At 67.8% G+C, this 16178-nt stretch carries 14 protein-coding genes and 1 riboswitch; of the genes, 5 read left to right on the top strand and 9 right to left on the bottom strand.

What is annotated here, in order from left to right; all coding sequences use genetic code 11:
* Positions 1-15 precede the first annotated feature (15 nt).
* On the bottom strand, positions 16-852 hold the full coding sequence (locus tag P6144_RS02670) for a fumarylacetoacetate hydrolase family protein (RefSeq protein WP_277766171.1): 837 nt from the start codon (positions 850-852) through the stop codon (positions 16-18).
* A 56-nt stretch (positions 853-908) separates the two neighbouring features.
* On the opposite strand from P6144_RS02670, the gene P6144_RS02675 reads away from it, so the two are divergent.
* Positions 909-1328 carry a VOC family protein gene (locus tag P6144_RS02675; RefSeq protein ID WP_277766172.1) on the top strand — a complete coding sequence of 140 codons (420 nt, stop codon included), beginning with the start codon at positions 909-911 and terminating at the stop codon, positions 1326-1328.
* Here P6144_RS02675 and P6144_RS02680 read toward each other — a convergent pair.
* The 6 genes from P6144_RS02680 to P6144_RS02705 are packed head-to-tail and all read right to left on the bottom strand — an operon-like array spanning position 1325 to position 7236.
* A complete protein-coding gene (locus P6144_RS02680; protein ID WP_277766173.1) occupies positions 1325-2209 on the bottom strand; it encodes an RDD family protein in 885 nt (294 codons plus the stop codon). The two genes, P6144_RS02675 and P6144_RS02680, sit on opposite strands and share 4 nt — an antisense overlap.
* Positions 2202-3215, bottom strand: a complete 1014-nt coding sequence (locus P6144_RS02685; RefSeq protein WP_277766174.1) for a stage II sporulation protein M — start codon at positions 3213-3215, stop codon at positions 2202-2204. Before P6144_RS02685 ends, P6144_RS02680 begins: the two co-directional genes overlap by 8 nt.
* Entirely contained in the window at positions 3212-4504 is a 1293-nt protein-coding gene (locus P6144_RS02690; protein WP_277766175.1) for a DUF58 domain-containing protein, read from the bottom strand. Before P6144_RS02690 ends, P6144_RS02685 begins: the two co-directional genes overlap by 4 nt.
* Positions 4501-5457 (bottom strand): MoxR family ATPase, encoded by a 957-nt coding sequence (locus P6144_RS02695; protein ID WP_277766176.1) that lies wholly within the window; start codon positions 5455-5457, stop codon positions 4501-4503. Before P6144_RS02695 ends, P6144_RS02690 begins: the two co-directional genes overlap by 4 nt.
* Entirely contained in the window at positions 5447-6622 is a 1176-nt protein-coding gene (locus tag P6144_RS02700; protein WP_277766177.1) for a hypothetical protein, read from the bottom strand. Before P6144_RS02700 ends, P6144_RS02695 begins: the two co-directional genes overlap by 11 nt.
* On the bottom strand, positions 6619-7236 hold the full coding sequence (locus tag P6144_RS02705; protein ID WP_277766178.1) for a hypothetical protein: 618 nt from the start codon (positions 7234-7236) through the stop codon (positions 6619-6621). The genes P6144_RS02700 and P6144_RS02705 overlap by 4 nt, the downstream gene beginning before the upstream one ends.
* Positions 7237-7365: 129 nt before the next feature.
* Here P6144_RS02705 and P6144_RS02710 point away from each other — a divergent pair, with 129 nt between their 5' ends.
* Positions 7366-8148: a hypothetical protein gene (locus P6144_RS02710; protein ID WP_277766179.1), complete on the top strand. Its 783-nt coding sequence runs from the start codon at positions 7366-7368 to the stop codon at positions 8146-8148.
* A gap of 189 nt (positions 8149-8337) precedes the next feature.
* Here the strand turns inward: P6144_RS02710 and P6144_RS02715 are convergent, their stop codons facing one another.
* Both P6144_RS02715 and P6144_RS02720 read right to left on the bottom strand, forming a co-directional pair.
* On the bottom strand, positions 8338-10284 hold the full coding sequence (locus P6144_RS02715; RefSeq protein ID WP_277766180.1) for a TonB-dependent receptor: 1947 nt from the start codon (positions 10282-10284) through the stop codon (positions 8338-8340).
* 184 nt (positions 10285-10468) lie between these two features.
* A riboswitch (cobalamin riboswitch) is annotated at positions 10469-10694 on the bottom strand.
* A gap of 69 nt (positions 10695-10763) precedes the next feature.
* Positions 10764-11153, bottom strand: a complete 390-nt coding sequence (locus P6144_RS02720; protein WP_277766181.1) for a helix-turn-helix domain-containing protein — start codon at positions 11151-11153, stop codon at positions 10764-10766.
* Between the two features lie 122 nt (positions 11154-11275).
* Between P6144_RS02720 and P6144_RS02725 the strand changes: the two genes are divergently transcribed.
* The 3 genes from P6144_RS02725 (at position 11276) to P6144_RS02735 (ending at position 16012) form a co-directional block, all read left to right on the top strand.
* Positions 11276-11608: a hypothetical protein gene (locus P6144_RS02725; RefSeq protein WP_277766182.1), complete on the top strand. Its 333-nt coding sequence runs from the start codon at positions 11276-11278 to the stop codon at positions 11606-11608.
* Positions 11609-11686: 78 nt separating this feature from the next.
* Complete coding sequence (locus tag P6144_RS02730; RefSeq protein ID WP_277766183.1) at positions 11687-12835, top strand: efflux RND transporter periplasmic adaptor subunit; 1149 nt, start codon at positions 11687-11689, stop codon at positions 12833-12835.
* Positions 12836-12838: 3 nt separating this feature from the next.
* Complete coding sequence (locus P6144_RS02735) at positions 12839-16012, top strand: CusA/CzcA family heavy metal efflux RND transporter (protein WP_277766184.1); 3174 nt, start codon at positions 12839-12841, stop codon at positions 16010-16012.
* The last annotated feature ends 166 nt before the right edge of the window (positions 16013-16178 follow it).

Here is a 16178-nt window from a genome sequence, read left to right on the forward strand (position 1 = left end):
TCCTTCGGCATCGGGCTAGGCCTGCCGGACGATCTGGCGCTGCTCACCCAGCCCGTCGATCCCCAGCCGGACCTCGTCGCCCGGCTGAAGGAACACCGGCACCGGCTTCTGCGCCATGCCGACGCCGGGCGGCGTGCCGGTCGAGACGATGTCGCCGGGCTGCAGGCTCATGAACTGGCTGATGTACGAGACGAGGAAGCCCGGCTTGAACACCATCGTCGCGGTCGAGCCGTCCTGATAGCGCTTGCCGTTCACTTCGAGCCACATGCCGAGCGCATCGGTGTCGACGATCTCGTCGGGGGTGACCAGCCACGGCCCGATCGGCCCGAACGTGTCGCAGCCCTTGCCCTTGTCCCAGGTGCCGCCGCGCTCGTTCTGGAATTCGCGTTCGGAGAGATCGTGGCAGACGAAATAGCCTGAGATCGCCGCCCAGCCCTCCGCCTCGGTCACATAGCGACACTCGCGGCCGATCACGATGCCCAGCTCGACTTCCCAATCCATCTTGGTCGATCCGCGCGGGCGCAGGATCGGGTCGTGCGGACCCGAAAGCGCGCTCGTGGCCTTGCTGAAGATCACCGGTTCGCTGGGTAGCTGCTGACCGGTCTCGGCGGCATGATCGGCATAGTTGAGGCCGATGCACAGGAACTTGCCCGGCCGTGCCACGCAGGGGCCGAGCCGGGGCTGGCCCTCGACGATCGGCAATGTCGCGGGATCGGCCGCAGCGATGCGGGCGATGATCTCGTCGCTGCCGTCGATGTCCGTCACCAACCCCGAAAGGTCACGCAGCTGCCCGTCGCCGTCGATTAGGCCCGGTCGTTCGGCGCCTGCATTGCCGTAGCGAACCAGTTTCATGCGATCCCTCCCGCGTTTCTCTGGCTCCAGCCTTCCACATTTCCTATGCCGGCGCCATGACCACGCCGCTCTTCCATCTGGCCATCCCCGTCGACGACATCGAGGCGGCGCGCGCCTTTTATGGCGGCACGCTTGGCTGCCCGCAGGGGCGCGAGGATCCGGGCCACTGGATCGACTTCGATTTTCGCGGGCATCAACTCGTCGTCCACAAGGCCGATGGGGCGGGGGTGAAGGCGCGCAACGCCGTCGATGGCGACGCGGTACCCGTCCCGCATTTCGGGCTGGTGCTGGGCTGGGAGGAATGGGAGGCGCTGGCCGAGCGGCTGCGCGCTGCCGGCACTGCGTTCGTGATCGAGCCGCACATCCGCTTCGTCGGCAAGCCCGGCGAGCAGGCGACGATGTTCTTCTACGACCCCGCCGGCAATGCGCTGGAGTTCAAGGCCTTCCGCGATCTCGGGCAGCTCTTCGCCACCTAGCGCTGATATTTGTCCTTCTTGCGCTTGCCGAACAGCATGCCGCGCTCGAGCCGCTGGCACAGCGCGGTGTAATAGGCTTCGAGAAATGCATATTCGTCGCCTTCCACGCCGATGATGCCGATCCGCTCCCGGATCGTCCGGGCGACGACGATCATCGAATATTCCTCGTTCCGTCGGATCACTTCCTCGAGCTTCTGCAGCTCGAACTCGCCATAGACGGCCAGTTGCGCGTCGCTGAAGGTGTAGCGGGCATGCTCGGGCGCCACGCTGGTTGCAACGCTGTGGCTCAGGCTGCGCTTCGGCACCCGTACCACCCATGTGCCGGCGATCAGGTCGCCGACCCGCAGCCGGTCGCGATTGAACAGCGGGAACAGCGCGAACAGCCCCGTCCAGATCAGGCCGAACAGTCCGGTTGCGAAACTGCCCAGCCCCTGCGCGCTCTGCGAGGCGGCGAAGGCCAGCGGCAGGAACAGTTCCAGCTCGCGCATCGCATTGCGCGCGATCACCTGGTGGCCGCGAAGCCGCGAGCCGTTCCGCGAGATCACGCGCAGCTTCATGATCCGCTTGCCGGGAGTCGCGGCGCGCGGCCCCAGCTCGAAAAAGGCGAAATAGCCGTTCCGAAGCGCGAAGAAGCCGAGCAGCCAGAGCATCGCGAGTATCTGGCCCAGCGCCGGGCCGCTACCGGAGAGGGTGAACAGCAGGAGGAGGGTGAAGGCCACCAGCGTCAGCACGATGAAGATGATGTCGAGCATCACCGCGCCGGCGCGCTCGCTCACGCTGGCGATGTCGAGCTTCAAATCGACGCCTTCGGGCGTGACGAAGGTGCGGCGGTTGGCGTTCTTGTCGGTCCGCCGGCTAGGCAGGGTGCGCGCCTCAGTCATCGACGTCCGCCGCACGCACCGGCATCGCGTAGAAATAGGAGAGCCAGAGGACGAGGGCGATGCCGCCGATCGCGACGCGGATCACGTCGGACTGGATAACCTGCCGCCCGACGCCTTCGAGCAGCCCTGCGACCGCGAGCATCAGCACCACGCCGATCATCGCGAAGGTGGCGGTGCGGCCCGCCTCGCGCGTTGCCGCGGTGCGCGCCTGCTTGCCCGGAAAAGCGACTGCCATGCCGATGCGCAGCCCGGCGGCGCCGGCGATCGCGATGGCGAACATCTCGGTGGTGCCGTGGATCGTCAGCCAGGCGGCGAGCGGTAGTCCGAGCCCCTTGGAGGCGAACACGCTGAAGAATGCGCCTAGCACGGCACCCTGATAGACGAGCAGCAGCAGCGTCGGCACGCCGAAGGCGAAGCCGAGCGCGAAGCACATCAGCGCGACCTGTGCATTATGCGTGAACAGATAGGTGGCGAAGGCGCCGAGCATGTTGTCGCCGCCGCCGTCGTAGAGCGTCTTGCGCAGCTCCTCCGCGCTCGATTGCGGCCCGCGCCCGCCGGCAAGGTCGCCGGGGATGATCGAGTGGTACCAGGCCGGATCGCTGGCGACGAGGTAATAGGCCGCGATCGCGCCGAGCAGCATCATCAGCACCGCGATCAGCGTCTCGCGCCACAGGCTGCGCAGCGCCAGCGGCCAGCTCGCGCCGACAAAGGCGGCGATGCGCCGGCGAAGCGGTGGCTGCACCCCGTACAGCACGAAATAGGCGCGGGCGCAGAGCGCCTCGAGATAACCGACCAGATCTGCATCGAGCGACGTCTCGCGCGCCACCGAGAGCGAGGAGAGGGCCGTACGATAGAGCACCGGCAGCTCGAGCAGGTCTTCGTCCGAAAGCGTGTTCGCCCGGCCGCGCTCGATCTGGATGACGCGCTGTTCGAGCTCGGCCCAGTCGATCGCGCGGGCCTCGCGAAAGCGCGCGCTGGCGAAGTGTCCGGAGGCGCCGCGGCTCACAGCAGGTTCCTCCGCTTGAAGTCGAGATACTGACGTACCAGCGCGGGGCCGACTTCGCGGTGCGGAGCTTCGAGCACATGGATGCCGGCATGGCGCAGTCGCGACATCACGATCCGCCGCTCGCGCAGCATCGACGCGGCGATCACCGCGCGCGAGACGTCGTCGATCGCCACCGGCTCGGCCGCGGCAAGCTCTTCAAGCTCGGCATCGGCTAGGATCACGAACAGTACGAGATGTCCGCGCAGCAAATTGATGGCCGCCCGGATCATCAGCTCTGCCCCGGTGGGATCGGTGAACTCGGTGAAGATCATGATCAGCGAGCGCCGGGTCAGGTCGCCCGCCAGCGTGGCGAGTCCCAGCGTGTAATTGGTCTCGGCTGTCGAATAGTCGAGCTGACCGGCCAGGCGCTGCATCAGCGGAAAGGCGCGCGTGCCCGAAACCGCGCCCGAAGCGACGCGGGGCTGTGAATCGAAGCCGAACAGCGAGACCCGGTCGCCGAGCTTGAGGCCGGCATAGGCACCGAGCAATGCCGCGCTGATCGCCCGATCGACACGGGGCAAGCCGTCGATCGGCTCGCACATCACCCGGCCGGTATCGATCGCGAAGACGATCTGGTTGTTGCGCTCGATCCGGTTCTCGCGTGCAAGCAGCTTGAGGTGGCGGGCGCTGTGGTTCCAGTCGATCGTGCGGCGTTCCATGCCCGACTGCCACTCGCTCAGCGCCTCGAACTCGCTGCCTTCGCCGCGATCGACCCGCGCCATGTCGCCGACCTGGGCGTCGCGCAGCAGCAAATGCGCGGACTGGCGGACCGGGCGGATATCGGGCGTGATCAGCACGCTGCGGTTCAGCATGTCGGTGCGCTGGCGCCAGATCAGGCCGAACGGACCGGTCCAGCGGCTCCACAGTGCCTGCACCGCATCGGTGCCGCGACGCACCGGCAGGAAGGCGATCGCGGCCCGGCTTTCGCCGGCCTTGAGCGTGACCCGGCCATCGGCCATCGGCTCGAGCCTGGGGCCGGTGGCGACGGCAAGCTCCAGCCCGTCGACCGGCTTACCCGCAACCGTCACCTCGACGATCAGCGGCGCGCCGATCTCGATCGCGCCCGGGCATTCGGCATGCAGCTTCGGCCCGGCGGGCGCCAGGAACAGGTCGATCGCGGCAAAGGCCAGCACCACCGGCACCCAGATCAGTCCCAAAAACCATAGCTGCGGCGCAAAGACGCCGACGAGCAGCGCCGGCGGCGCTCCCGCGGCCATCAGCAGCACGCAGCGAAGGCTGGGTCGGATCAACGCGGCGCCTCGACCTGCTCGACCAGCCCGGCGATGATCGCATCGGCGCTGCGCCCGTCGATCTCGGCCGCGGGCGACAGGATGACGCGGTGGCGCAGCGCGGCAGGCGCGAGCTTCTTCACATCGTCGGGCAGCACGAAATCGCGCCCGTCGAGCGCGGCATGCGCGCGGGCGGCGGCGGCGAGCGTGGCGGCGGCACGGGGGCTGGCACCGGTCTGCAGATCGCCGGTCGCCCGCGTCGCGCGGATCAGGCGGACGACATAGTCGACCACCTCGCCGGCGAGCCGCGCGCCCGCCACCGCATCGGCGGCGGCGCTGATCGTCGCATGATCGGCGACCCGGTTCACACCCCATTCGTCCGGGCGGGGCATGCCGAAGCGGCTGCCCTGCTGCATGACGATCTTCCGCTCCTGCTCGAGGTCGGGATAGCCGACCTCGAACTTGAACAGGAAGCGATCGAGCTGCGCCTCGGGCAGCGGATAGACGCCCTGGCTCTCGATCGGGTTCTGCGTGGCGACGACCATGAACCGATCGGAGAGCTTGTGGTCGATCCCGTCGATCGTGACGGTGCGCTCCTGCATTGCCTCGAGCAGCGCCGCCTGCGTCTTGGGCGGGGTGCGATTGATCTCGTCGGCGAGCAGCAGCTCGGTGAAGATCGGGCCGCGGGTGAGGGTGAACTGGCTCGTCTGGAAGTTGAACAGGTTGGAGCCGAGAATGTCGCCGGGCAGCAGATCGGGGGTGAACTGGATGCGGCCATAATCGAGCCCGGCGGCGCGCGCGAAGCACTGGGCCAGGAAGGTCTTGGCGGTGCCCGGCGGACCTTCGAGCAGGATGTGCCCCGAGGCGAACAGCGCGACGAGCATCAGCTCGACCGCCTCGTCCAGCCCCACCACGGCCTTGCCCACCTCGGCGCGGATCGTGTCGCCCAGCGCCTTCACTTCCTCAATGTTCACGCGTGACGGTCCTTTTCCATTGATAGAGGGCGCGGGCGGCATCGAGCAGCGCCCGCGTGTCCTGGGCATGATCCGCGCGGGCGGCCATGGCAGTGAAAGGCTCGCCGTTCTTGTCGAGCCGATCGAGATAGGCGTCGAGCGCCTCGGGCGGCAGGTTGGCGGGGGCGCCGGTGGCGCTTGCCGCAGCCTCGCGGATCAGCGCGGCATAGCGGTCGCCGGTACGATGCCGCCGCCCGGCAAGGCGGAGCAGTGCCGCACCATTCTCCGCGATCATCCGCTTGCCGAAGGCAATGCCACGCGCCTCATGCAGCGCCGGGCCGAAGCGCAGCATCGCATGCCAGCCGGCGAGCAGCGCGGCGACGATCAGGCAGAGCGTGAGCGGCAGGAAGGGCGCCTCGAAGGCGAGCTTGAGCAGATTGGGGCTCTGGGTGAAGCCGTGCAGGGTCAGGTCGAAGGCGACGGGCCAGTCGTCGAACGCGCCGAACAGCTGCATCGCCCGCTCGGCAGCGGCCAGCGTCTTCAGTCCCTGATTGTCCAGAAGATCCGGATCGGCGACGAGGATCAGCGGCCGTTCGCCCATCCGCGCGGCGAGCAGCTTGCCGTTCGCATCGGTGAGGATCGGCTCGACGTCGTCGTCCGGGGTATCCACATATACGGGATCGAGCCCCTCGCCCGATATCGTGCGCAGGCCGCCGGGAGTCTCGCTGATCCTGGCCTTGGTGAGCTTGGCGATCTGCCGCTCCGCCATTTCGGTCGGCATCGTGCCGAACGAACTCACCCAGGCGGGCTTGTCGCGCCGCGGCGTGGTCAGCCATTTCGGCAGCACCAGGATCGTCGGCAGCTCGGCGCGGTGCTTCAGCAGCTTGTCGATCGCGTCGGGATCGGTTCCGGGGGACAGGGTGACGACGAGCACGCTCCGGGTGCCGAGATCGCCCTCGCGGCGGACCATCTGCACCGATCCCTGCACCTGGCGCACCAGCTCGGCCGCACCGGCAAAGCCCACCGCCGAAGTGGCGAGCGCGTGATTGCCCGGGCGCTGTGCCGGTTGCAGATCCTCGCCATAGGCACCGAGCAGCAGGAAGGCGAGGAAGGCGACAGTGCCGAGCACCGCCATCACCAGCACGGTGCGCATCGCAAAGGGCGCGGTGCCGGTCTCGGCGCTCATTTCCAGGCCCCGGGAAGGGCGAACTCGCCATAGGCGGCGCGTGCCTCTTCCCAATCGGCCTGCGCCAGGCTGCGTCCGCCGAACAGGCTGCGCTCGACCGGGGCGGCCATCGCGGCAAAGGCCCGGCGGACGATCGCGGGCATCCACTCGGCCCCGGCGATCTCGCGGCTGGTAAGGGCAGGGCGGAGCAGCCGCGGCCGATTGCGCTGGATGTCCTCCAGGCTGCGATGGAGCAGCAGGTGCACCGCCGCGGCATAGTCGCCCCGCGCGGCCAGCGCCTCGGCATCGGCGAGCAGGGCGCGCGCGACCTTCTCGGTCGGGCGCCAGGCGGCGGCATCGGGCGCGGCCTCGGCCTCGGCGTCACGAGACGGCAGGTTGCGGATGATCGTGCTGACGATGAGGTAGAGGATGATCGCGGCCCCGACGGCCACGCAGATCCAGAAGATCGTCGGCGCATAGGGCGCGACGTGCGATAGCTGCTTGCCGAGCCAGCGCATCCATTGCGGCACTTCGGGCGGCTTTGCGGCCGCCATCTCGAACTGGATGTCGGTGCGCGCGCGCAATGCCTCGTGCGCCTTGGCGACGGACTGCGCAGTCGATGCCCGAACGGTCACGTCGAATCCCCCACGCCTCAATTGCTACCGGAACAACCGGCGCGAGGAAAGCCGCGCAACGCTGGACTTTGGAACCGTTTTTGTTCAGCTCTTCGCCCGCGTCGATGCACATGACGAAAGAGGGAAAACATGGCTGAGACTGGACTGGGTGAAGCGCGCTTCGAGATCGGCGCGGTGATTTCGCGCGCGTTCGAGGCGATGGGATCGAATTTCCTGCTGTTTTTCGGACTGTCGCTGGTGCTTGCCGGCCTGCCCGCCTTCATACTCGAATATTGGCAGGCGACGCAGATCGACATGACCGGCAACCTGGCCGACGGAAGCTATTTCTTCAGCAGCGGCTACTGGAGCGCGATCGGCGTGAGCGTCATCGTCTCGATGGTCACCGGTGCGATCCTGCAATCGGCGCTGACTCGTGCCACGGTGATGAGCCTGGCCGGCGAGAAGCCGCAGTTCGTCCCGTGCCTGATGGTGGGGCTCACGCTGCTGCTGCCGATGATCGCGATCGGCCTGATCGAAGGCATCGCGTTGTTCGTCGGCTTCATGTTGCTGGTGGTGCCGGGCGTGATCCTGTGGCTGGTCTGGTCGGTCGTCACGCCTGCCTATGTGCAGGAGAAGATCGGCATCTTCGAAGCATTCGGCCGCAGCGTGGAGCTGACCAGCGGCTCGCGCTGGCGCATCTTCCTCACCGTGCTGATCATGGTCGTGCTGCTCTGGGTGCTGAGCATCCCGGTCGGCTTCGTGGTCTCGGCAGTGACGCTTACCGGCAATGCCGTGCTGGTCGCGCTGATCGGCGCAGCCGTTGCCGCGCTGCGCAGCATGATCATGGTGACCCTGGTCGCCAGCATCTATGTCGAGCTGCGCAAGCTCAAGGAAGGCATCGCCCCGGCCGAGCTGGAAGCGATCTTCGCCTGAAGCCGGAGCCGCTGCCCGGCGCAGGGCCGGGCAGCGGCTGCCGCGCGATTAGAACTTCAGGTTCAGCGTCGCGCGTCCGCCATGCTCGCGGGCACCGCTACAGCGCGACGAAAATCCGCCGGCGCGAAGCAATCCGCCCCGCGCCGCCGGTAGGACCCGGCGGCGCGAAGCAGCTGGCATCGGCACCCCTTAGAAAGCGACGCGCACGCCGCCATAGCCGGCGACGCCCGGCGTCGCGAAGCTGAACACTTCCTCGTACTTCGCGTCGAACAGGTTCTCGACCCGGCCGAACACCGACACGCCCTTGCGCACTTCATATTGCGCGTTGAGGTTCACCAGCGTGTACGGCTTGAGCGAGACCCGCACCGGGATGTAGCTCGGGTCGATATAGGCGACGTCGTCGATGCGGCCGTTATAGCGCACCGTCAGCGTGCCCGAAAAGCGCTCGTCCTTGCTGAACAGCGTCGCGTTGAAGCTGGCGATGTCGCCCGGACGGCGCACCTCGGTCACGCCGTCTTCCTTGGCAGTGAGGTGGGTGTAAGCCGCGTCGAGGCGGATCTGGCGGATCGGCCGGACATTGGCGAACACTTCGACGCCGTGCTGCTTGGATTCGGTCGCGCGGTTCGCCGGCGTGGCGACATAGAGCGGCGCCGGATAGGCGGTGTAGATCTCGTCCTTCAGCGTCGAATCGAACCAGGTCGCCCCGATGGTGGCGGCGCCGCCCAGGAAGCTCTGGTCGATCCCGGCTTCCCAGCCTTCCGACTTCTCCGGCTTCAGGTTCGGGTTGCCGATATATTTGCCGTCCGAATAGCCATAGAGCTCGTAATAGCCCGGGTTCTTCACGCCGGTGCCATAGGCGGCATGGATCCGCGTGTCGGTCGGCAGCCGATAGCCGGCCTGGACGCGCCAGGTGGTCGTGTCCGCGAAGCGGTTGTTGTCGTCGTAGCGGATCGAGGCGCCGCCGGTGAAGGCGCCCGCGGTCAGCTCATACTGGCCGACCAGGCCGAGATTGTCGGTGGTGCGCTTGCCGGTGAAGGCATCATAGGGCGAACCGCTCGACGGCGTGGTGTTGCGGAACTGCTCGCGCTCCCAGTCGACCGCGCCGGTGATGCGGTGGCTGATCGCGTCGGTGCCGAAGCGGAAGCTCGACACGAACGAGCCCTTGTAGCGCTGGCCCTTGTCGCCATAGCTCACGCCGAAGGTCGTGAGGCCGGTGCGCGTGGTGTCGCTGAACTGGCCGGTGAGCGTGTTGGTCCAGCGGCCGTCGAGCGCAGTCAGCTCGGCCGAGAGCAGACCGTAAAAGGCATCGTTCGAGAAGCGCGTGCCCGGCGTGTCGACGGTGTAGCCGAAGGTGGGGCTCGTCGGATCGGCGTCGCTGTCGTTGCTCTCGGCGTTGGTGTAGCTGTAGCGCAGCACGCCGGTCAGCTTGAAATTGTCGCTCGGCTTCCAGTTCACCTTGGCGCTGGTGCCGACATTGTCCGAGCTGATGTCACGGCTGCCGCCGCGCGCGGTGGGGTAGCCCTTGGTGTGATACCAGGTGCCCGAGACCGCATAGTCGAACGTATCCGAGTTGCCGGCCATGCGCGTGGCGGCACTCACCGTGCCGAACGAGCCGCCCTCGGCGCGAACGCTGAAGCCCGGAGCCTCGGCGCCGGTCAGGGTGATGTAGTTGATCACGCCGCCGATCGCGTCCGAGCCGTAGAGCGAGCTCTGCTGGCCGCGCAGCACTTCGATGCGGGCATTGGGGTCGGCGATCAGCGTGCCGAAATCATATTCGCCATAATAGGGATCGGCAGCCTCGATGCCGTCGATCAGGACGAGGACGTGGTTGCTCTCCGAGCCGCGGATGCGCACCTGGGTCTGCGCGCCGATCGCGCCGACGCGGCTGACCGAGAGGCCCGGCACGTCGCGCAGCACGTCGGAGACGATGCGGGTCTGGCGCTGGTCGAGCGCTTCGCTGTCGATCACGGTGACCGAGGCGGGCAGGTCCTTCACTTCGACGCCTTCGCCCGAGCGTGACGCGGTGACGACGATCTGGTCCTGCGCGTCGGTGGCCGGCGCCTGGCTGTCGGTCTGGGCGAAGGCCGGCGTGGCGGCGGCGATCGCGATCAGCGAAACGAAACTGGTCTTCAACATGGGTATTCCCCCCGCGCCGGATGCAACGAGGGCCGGGTCCTGCCGTACGCGGATCGCGAACGACCGGTGCATACGTGGCGGCGGGCGCTTGGTCGCCTGGCACGCAGCACCGAAGCGGCCCCGGCCGCTTGGTCGTCGCTCAGACGGAGAAATACCGTGCCGTGACCAACCCCTGGATCATGGCAAGAGCGACCGGTGCGCTGGCAGGTCTCCTGGCTCGCGGGTCGTCGCGCGATGCACGGCCTTCCCGGATCGCAGATCCAGTGGCCGCTCCCTCGGAAAAGGGGAGCAAGTGCAGTGCGCTCGCCGCTTACAGTTGCAGGGACAGCCGCGGATTTGGACGGAAAACCCGTCCGCACCGCATTCCCGTTTTAAGCCCCTTGCGGGGCACCGGCGCGATCATTCGAGGGCAAGCCCTCGAGCGGGGCCCATAGCGGAATGGCGCGCGGGTGCAATCGGGATTTGCGTGCCGCCGCAGCCTATCGGGGCAAAAGCGCTTCGATGATCCTGCAATCGGCGATCGTTTCGCGCGCGCAGGCATCGAGCCGCAGCACGAGTTCGCTGCGCAGCGCCTGCAGATCCGCCAGCTTGCGATCGATCGCATCGACATGCGCCTGGGCAAGAGCGTCCACCGCGCAGCATGGTGCCCCGCGATCATCGGCGAGGCGAAGCAGCGCGCGCACCTGATCGAGCGTGAAGCCCAGGTCGCGCGAGCGGCGGATGAAGGACAGCCGATCCAGATGGGCGCTCTCGTAGATGCGATAATTGCCGCCATTGCGGGCAGGCGCGGGGAGTAGCCCCTCTGCCTCGTAATAGCGGATCGTCTCCACCCTGGTGCCGGTGGCGCGGGCAAGGTCGCCGATCTTCATCCTTGACCCTATAGCCACTTCAGGGTGCAGAGGTCGAGCCACAGGGTTCGACTCAGGTGGTGGCAATGGCTGGTGATCGGCGTGCAATGACAATGCGATCCTCCGCGGCTATGCCTGCGTCCATGCTCCGCCGGGCCTGGATACTGCTTCTTTGCCTGCTGGCGTCGTCGCTGATGGCGACGGCGACCGTCCACGCGCAAGAGAATTATGGTGCGGCCAGCGTTTCCTGCGAGGGCGCCGCGCATGCCGAGGGCGATGCCGATCAGGTTCCCGCCGACGGCGATCAGCCGTTCCCGCATCATCATGCGACATGCCACGGGCACGGGCTTTCCGCCGCCATTGCCCTCGCGGCGTTTCCGCCGGTCACGCGCGTCCGCGCGCTTCCGCGGGCTCCCGGGGCATCGGCACTGGCGGAGCGCATGGTCGGCCCGGCGCTCGAGCCGCCGCGCAGCTGATTCCTGGGGCCACCGGCCCGTCGCCCATCCTCATTGGCTCGACCGGCTAGAAATTTCCGCCGGTCCAGGAAGATATCCATGCATCTCAAATTCGCGGCCCTGCCGTTCCTTGTCGTCCTCGCTGCCTGCGGTAGCGCCGGGCAAGACCCCGATCCCACGGGAAATCACCCCGAGGCTGTCGCCCGCCATGGAGCGGAAGGCACGGTCACGCTGACGCCCCAACAGATCGCCACCGCCGGCATCGAGCTCACCCGGCCGAGCATCGGCGGCAGCGGCGGAGCAATCGAGTTGCCCGCGACGATCGATAGCGATCCCGATCGCACGCGCGTGGTCGCCGCGCCGATCGAGGGCAGGGTGATCGCACTCACCCGCAATCTGGGCGATTTCGTCCGCCGCGGCGAGACGCTGGCGATCCTCGAAAGCCGTGCCGCCGCCGATCTGCAGGCCGAGGTAGAGCGCGCGCGCTCGCGCCTGAACCTCGCCCGGGTGACGCTCGATCGCGACGAAGCACTGTACCGGCGCGGCTTCCGGCCGCTGAGCCAGGTCCAGATCTCGCGCGCCGATTTCGAGCAGGCGGAGACCGGCCTGCGGCTCGCCCGTCAGCAGCTCGCCGCCTCCGGCGTGCGCGGGGGCAGCCTAAATCGCATCGTCGTCACCGCGCCGATCGCGGGCCGCATCGTCTCTCGCAGCGCCACGCTGGGGCAGGTGTTCATGGCCGATGCGGCGGACACCGAGTTGTTTCGTGTAACGGACACCGGCCAGCTCAACGTCGTGCTGGCGCTGTCGCCGGCGGATGCGGCACGGGTAAAGCCGGGCAGCCCGGTGGCGGTCACCGCGCCCGGGCGGCGTGCCACCGCAACGCTTCGCTTCCTGTCGCCGGCGCTCGATCCGCAGACGCGGCTGGTGCGTGCCATGGCTTCGCTCGACAATCGTGCCGGCACCTGGCGGGTGGGGGAGAGCGTCAGCGCAGCGGTTCAGCTTCCCGGCGGCAGTGGCGATGGCACGATCCGCGTACCGACCACTGCAGTGCAGACCGTCGAGGGCAGGACGGTCGTGTTCGTCCGCACCGATGCTGGCTTCCGCGCCGTACCGGTCCGGCTTGGGCGGCAGGATGGGGGTGCCGTGGTCGTGACTGGCGGGCTCACCGGACGCGAGCAAATCGCCGCGACGAACAGCTTCACGCTCAAGTCCGCGCTCGGCGCATCCGAAGCCGGGCACGAGGACTGACCAATGATCGGCCATATCGTCACCTGGGCAGTCGACAGGCGCTGGCTCGTCCTGCTGCTCACCGCTGTTGCCGCGCTCGTCGGTGCCGCCAGCCTCTGGCGGCTGCCGATCGACGCGGTTCCCGATATCACCAACAACCAGGTGCAGGTGAATGTCCTCGCGCCGGCGCTGTCGCCCGAGTTGATCGAGAAACAGGTCGCTTTTCCGATCGAAACTGCGCTGGCCGGCATCAAGGGGCTGGAGAGCACACGCTCGCTGAGCCGCAACGGCTTCGTACAGGTCACCGCAGTGTTCAGCGATTCGACCGACATCTATTTCGCCCGCCAGCAGGTGCAGGAGCGACTGATCGCGGCCGAGGAGAGCCTGCCCTCCGGCGTACGGCCCGAGATGGGGCCGATCGCCACCGGCCTAGGCGAAGTCTATATCTGGACATTGCGCTATGCCGAACGTGGCCATGCCCAGCATCGGCTCGGCGAGCCCGGGCTCCAGCCCGACGGCAGCTACATCACGCCCGAGGGCGACCGGCTGGCCAGCGAGGCAGGCAAGGCGACCTATCTCCACACCGTCCAGGACTGGATCGTCGCGCCGCAGATCAAGGCGGTGGAGGGTGTGGCCGGTGTGGATTCGCTCGGCGGCCATGAGAAGGAATATCTCGTTGTCCCCGATGCCCAGCGGCTGGCGGCGCTTCGGCTGTCGCTCACCGATCTGGCGGCGGCGCTCGAACGCAACAACGTCGCCACAGGCGGCGGCACGGTGAACCGCAACGGCGAAGGCCTGGCGGTGCGCGCCGATGCCCGCATCCGCAGCCTCGCCCAGCTTCGCGACCGGGTGATCGCGACGCGCGATGGCGTGCCGATCACGCTCGGCCAGGTCGCAGACGTGCGGCTGGGGCAGGGTGTCCGCATGGGTTCGGGTTCCGAGAATGGCCGCGAAGTGATCACCGGCACGGCGATCATGCGGATCGGCGAAAACAGCCGTACTGTATCCTCAGGCGTCGATGCCAGGCTCAAGGCGATCGGCCCCGCGTTGCCGCGCGACATCGTCATCGAACCCGTGCTCGATCGCACCCGCCTCGTCGATGCGACGATCGCGACCGTCGTGCGCAACCTGTCCGAAGGCGCGCTGCTGGTGATCGCGGTGCTGTTCCTGCTGCTCGGCAACCTCCGCGCAGCGCTGATCGCGGCCCTGGTCATTCCGATCACGATGCTGATGACCAGCTTCGGGATGTTGCGGGTCGGCGTTTCGGCCAACCTGATGAGCCTCGGCGCGCTTGATTTCGGGCTGATCGTCGACGGCGCGGTGATCATCGTCGAGAACGCCCTGCGGCGCATCGCCGAGCGCCAGCAGGAGGAGGGGCGCCCGCTGCTGTTGCCGGAGCGGCTCGAGGTGGTTGCAGCCGCCGCGCGCGAGATGATCCGCCCCTCGGTCTATGGCCAGGCGATCGTCATCCTCGTCTACGTGCCGCTGCTCACCCTGAGCGGGGTGGAGGGGCGCACCTTCGAGCCGATGGCGCTCACCTTGATCCTCGCGCTGGCCTGTGCCTTCCTCCTGTCGCTCACCTTCGTGCCCGCTGCGATCGCCTGCCTGCTCTCGCGTCCGGTGGAGGAGAAGGAGAACCGCATCCTCGCCTGGCTCCGCCGCCGCTACGAGCCGGGGCTGGACGGGGCCCTGCGCAAGCCCCGTACCGTCATCGGCGTCGCGATCGGCACGGCGGCGCTGGGCGGTGCCGCGTTCCTGGCGCTCGGTCAGGAATTCCTGCCCCAGCTCGACGAAGGCGATGTGCTGGTTTCCGCCTTCCGCGTGCCCGGCACCTCGGTCGAGCAGAGCCAGAAGATGCAGTTCCAGATAGAGAAGGCGCTGCACGGCATGCCGGAGATCCGCACGGTGTTCTCGCGTACCGGCACGGCCGAGGTCGCTTCCGATCCGATGCCGCCCAACGCCACCGATACCTTCATCATGCTCAAGGACCGCAAGGAGTGGCCGAACCCGTCCGAGCCGAAGTCCGCGCTGGTCGAACGGATCGAGGCGCGGCTCGCGACGGTCCCCGGTCATGCCTATGAGGTGACCCAGCCGATCCAGATGCGCTTCAACGAGCTGATCGCCGGCGTACGCTCCGATGTGGCGATCAAGATCTTCGGCGAGGATTTTGCCGAGATGAACGCCACTGCCGAACGCATCGCCACAGTGCTGCGTCGCACGGCGGGCGCAGCGGACGTCAAGGTCGAGCAGACCGAAGGCCTGCCGATGCTCGACATCGCCTATGCCCAGGACCGCGCCGCGGTCGTCGGCGTCAGCGCACAGGATGTCGCCGATACCGTGGCGATCGCCGTCGGCGGGCGCGAGGCGGGACGGATATTCGAAGGCGACCGCAGCTTCCCGGTGGTGATCCGCCTCGACGACGCGTCGCGGGCCGATATCGATACGCTCGGCCAGACTCCGGTGCCGACGCCCGCCGGCGGCTTCGTGCCGCTCGCCTCGGTCGCCGATATCCGGCTGGCCGAGGGGCCGAACCAGATCAGCCGCGAGAATGGCAAGCGGCGCGTCGTCGTCCAGGCGAATGTCCGCGGTCGCGATGTCGCGAGCGTTGTCGGCGATGCCCGGGCCGCGATCGCCCGCGAGGTCCAGCTCCCCGCCGGCACCTGGCTCGAATGGGGCGGGCAGTTCGAGAACCTCGCCTCGGCACGCGACCGGCTGATGCTGGTGGTGCCGGGTTGCTTCGCGCTGATCCTGCTGCTGTTGTTCGGCGCGCTCGGCAACATTCGCGATGCCGCGATCGTGTTCACCGGCGTGCCGCTCGCGCTGGTGGGCGGCGTGCTGGCGCTGCTGCTCAGGGGCATGCCTTTTTCGATCTCCGCCGCGGTGGGATTCATCGCCCTGTCAGGCATCGCGGTGCTCAACGGACTCGTCATGCTCACGGCGATCCAGCAGCTCGCCGCGCAAGGCCGCGGCCGCGCCGCCGCGGCGCGGGAAGGGGCGCTCGCCCGGCTGCGGCCCGTCGCGATGACTGCGCTCGTGGCGAGCCTCGGCTTCGTCCCGATGGCGCTGGGACACGGCGCGGGCGCCGAAGTGCAGAAGCCGCTGGCGACGGTGGTGATTGGCGGGCTGATCAGCGCGACGCTGTTGACGCTGTTTGTGCTGCCGACGCTCTATGCGAAATTCGGCCGCGTGCCGGCCTAGCCGAGATCCGGCAAGCGATGCCCGGCAATGCCGCGGCATCGCTTGCAGGGCGTCGGATCTGGGAGGGGAATGGTGGACGCACTAGGGCTCGAACCTAGGACCCGCTGATTAAGAGGCGAACCAAATAGGTTCCATTAAAAGTCACTGCGTCTTGATAACAAAGACT

Origin of the sequence: Sphingomonas sp. HITSZ_GF (assembly GCF_029543155.1) — a bacterium.
Classification (GTDB): domain Bacteria; phylum Pseudomonadota; class Alphaproteobacteria; order Sphingomonadales; family Sphingomonadaceae; genus Sphingomonas.

What these genes read in the sequence shown, in the direction of transcription:
- P6144_RS02730 (WP_277766183.1), top strand. Translation starts at nt 11,687, where the DNA reads ATGCATCTCAAATTCGCGGCCCTGCCGTTCCTTGTCGTCCTCGCTGCC.
- P6144_RS02720 (WP_277766181.1), bottom strand. Translation starts at nt 11,153, where the DNA reads ATGAAGATCGGCGACCTTGCCCGCGCCACCGGCACCAGGGTGGAGACG.
- P6144_RS02700 (WP_277766177.1), bottom strand. Translation starts at nt 6,622, where the DNA reads ATGAGCGCCGAGACCGGCACCGCGCCCTTTGCGATGCGCACCGTGCTG.
- P6144_RS02680 (WP_277766173.1), bottom strand. Translation starts at nt 2,209, where the DNA reads ATGACTGAGGCGCGCACCCTGCCTAGCCGGCGGACCGACAAGAACGCC.
- P6144_RS02735 (WP_277766184.1), top strand. Translation starts at nt 12,839, where the DNA reads ATGATCGGCCATATCGTCACCTGGGCAGTCGACAGGCGCTGGCTCGTC.
- P6144_RS02715 (WP_277766180.1), bottom strand. Translation starts at nt 10,284, where the DNA reads ATGTTGAAGACCAGTTTCGTTTCGCTGATCGCGATCGCCGCCGCCACG.
- P6144_RS02670 (WP_277766171.1), bottom strand. Translation starts at nt 852, where the DNA reads ATGAAACTGGTTCGCTACGGCAATGCAGGCGCCGAACGACCGGGCCTA.
- P6144_RS02725 (WP_277766182.1), top strand. Translation starts at nt 11,276, where the DNA reads ATGCTCCGCCGGGCCTGGATACTGCTTCTTTGCCTGCTGGCGTCGTCG.
- P6144_RS02675 (WP_277766172.1), top strand. Translation starts at nt 909, where the DNA reads ATGACCACGCCGCTCTTCCATCTGGCCATCCCCGTCGACGACATCGAG.
- P6144_RS02710 (WP_277766179.1), top strand. Translation starts at nt 7,366, where the DNA reads ATGGCTGAGACTGGACTGGGTGAAGCGCGCTTCGAGATCGGCGCGGTG.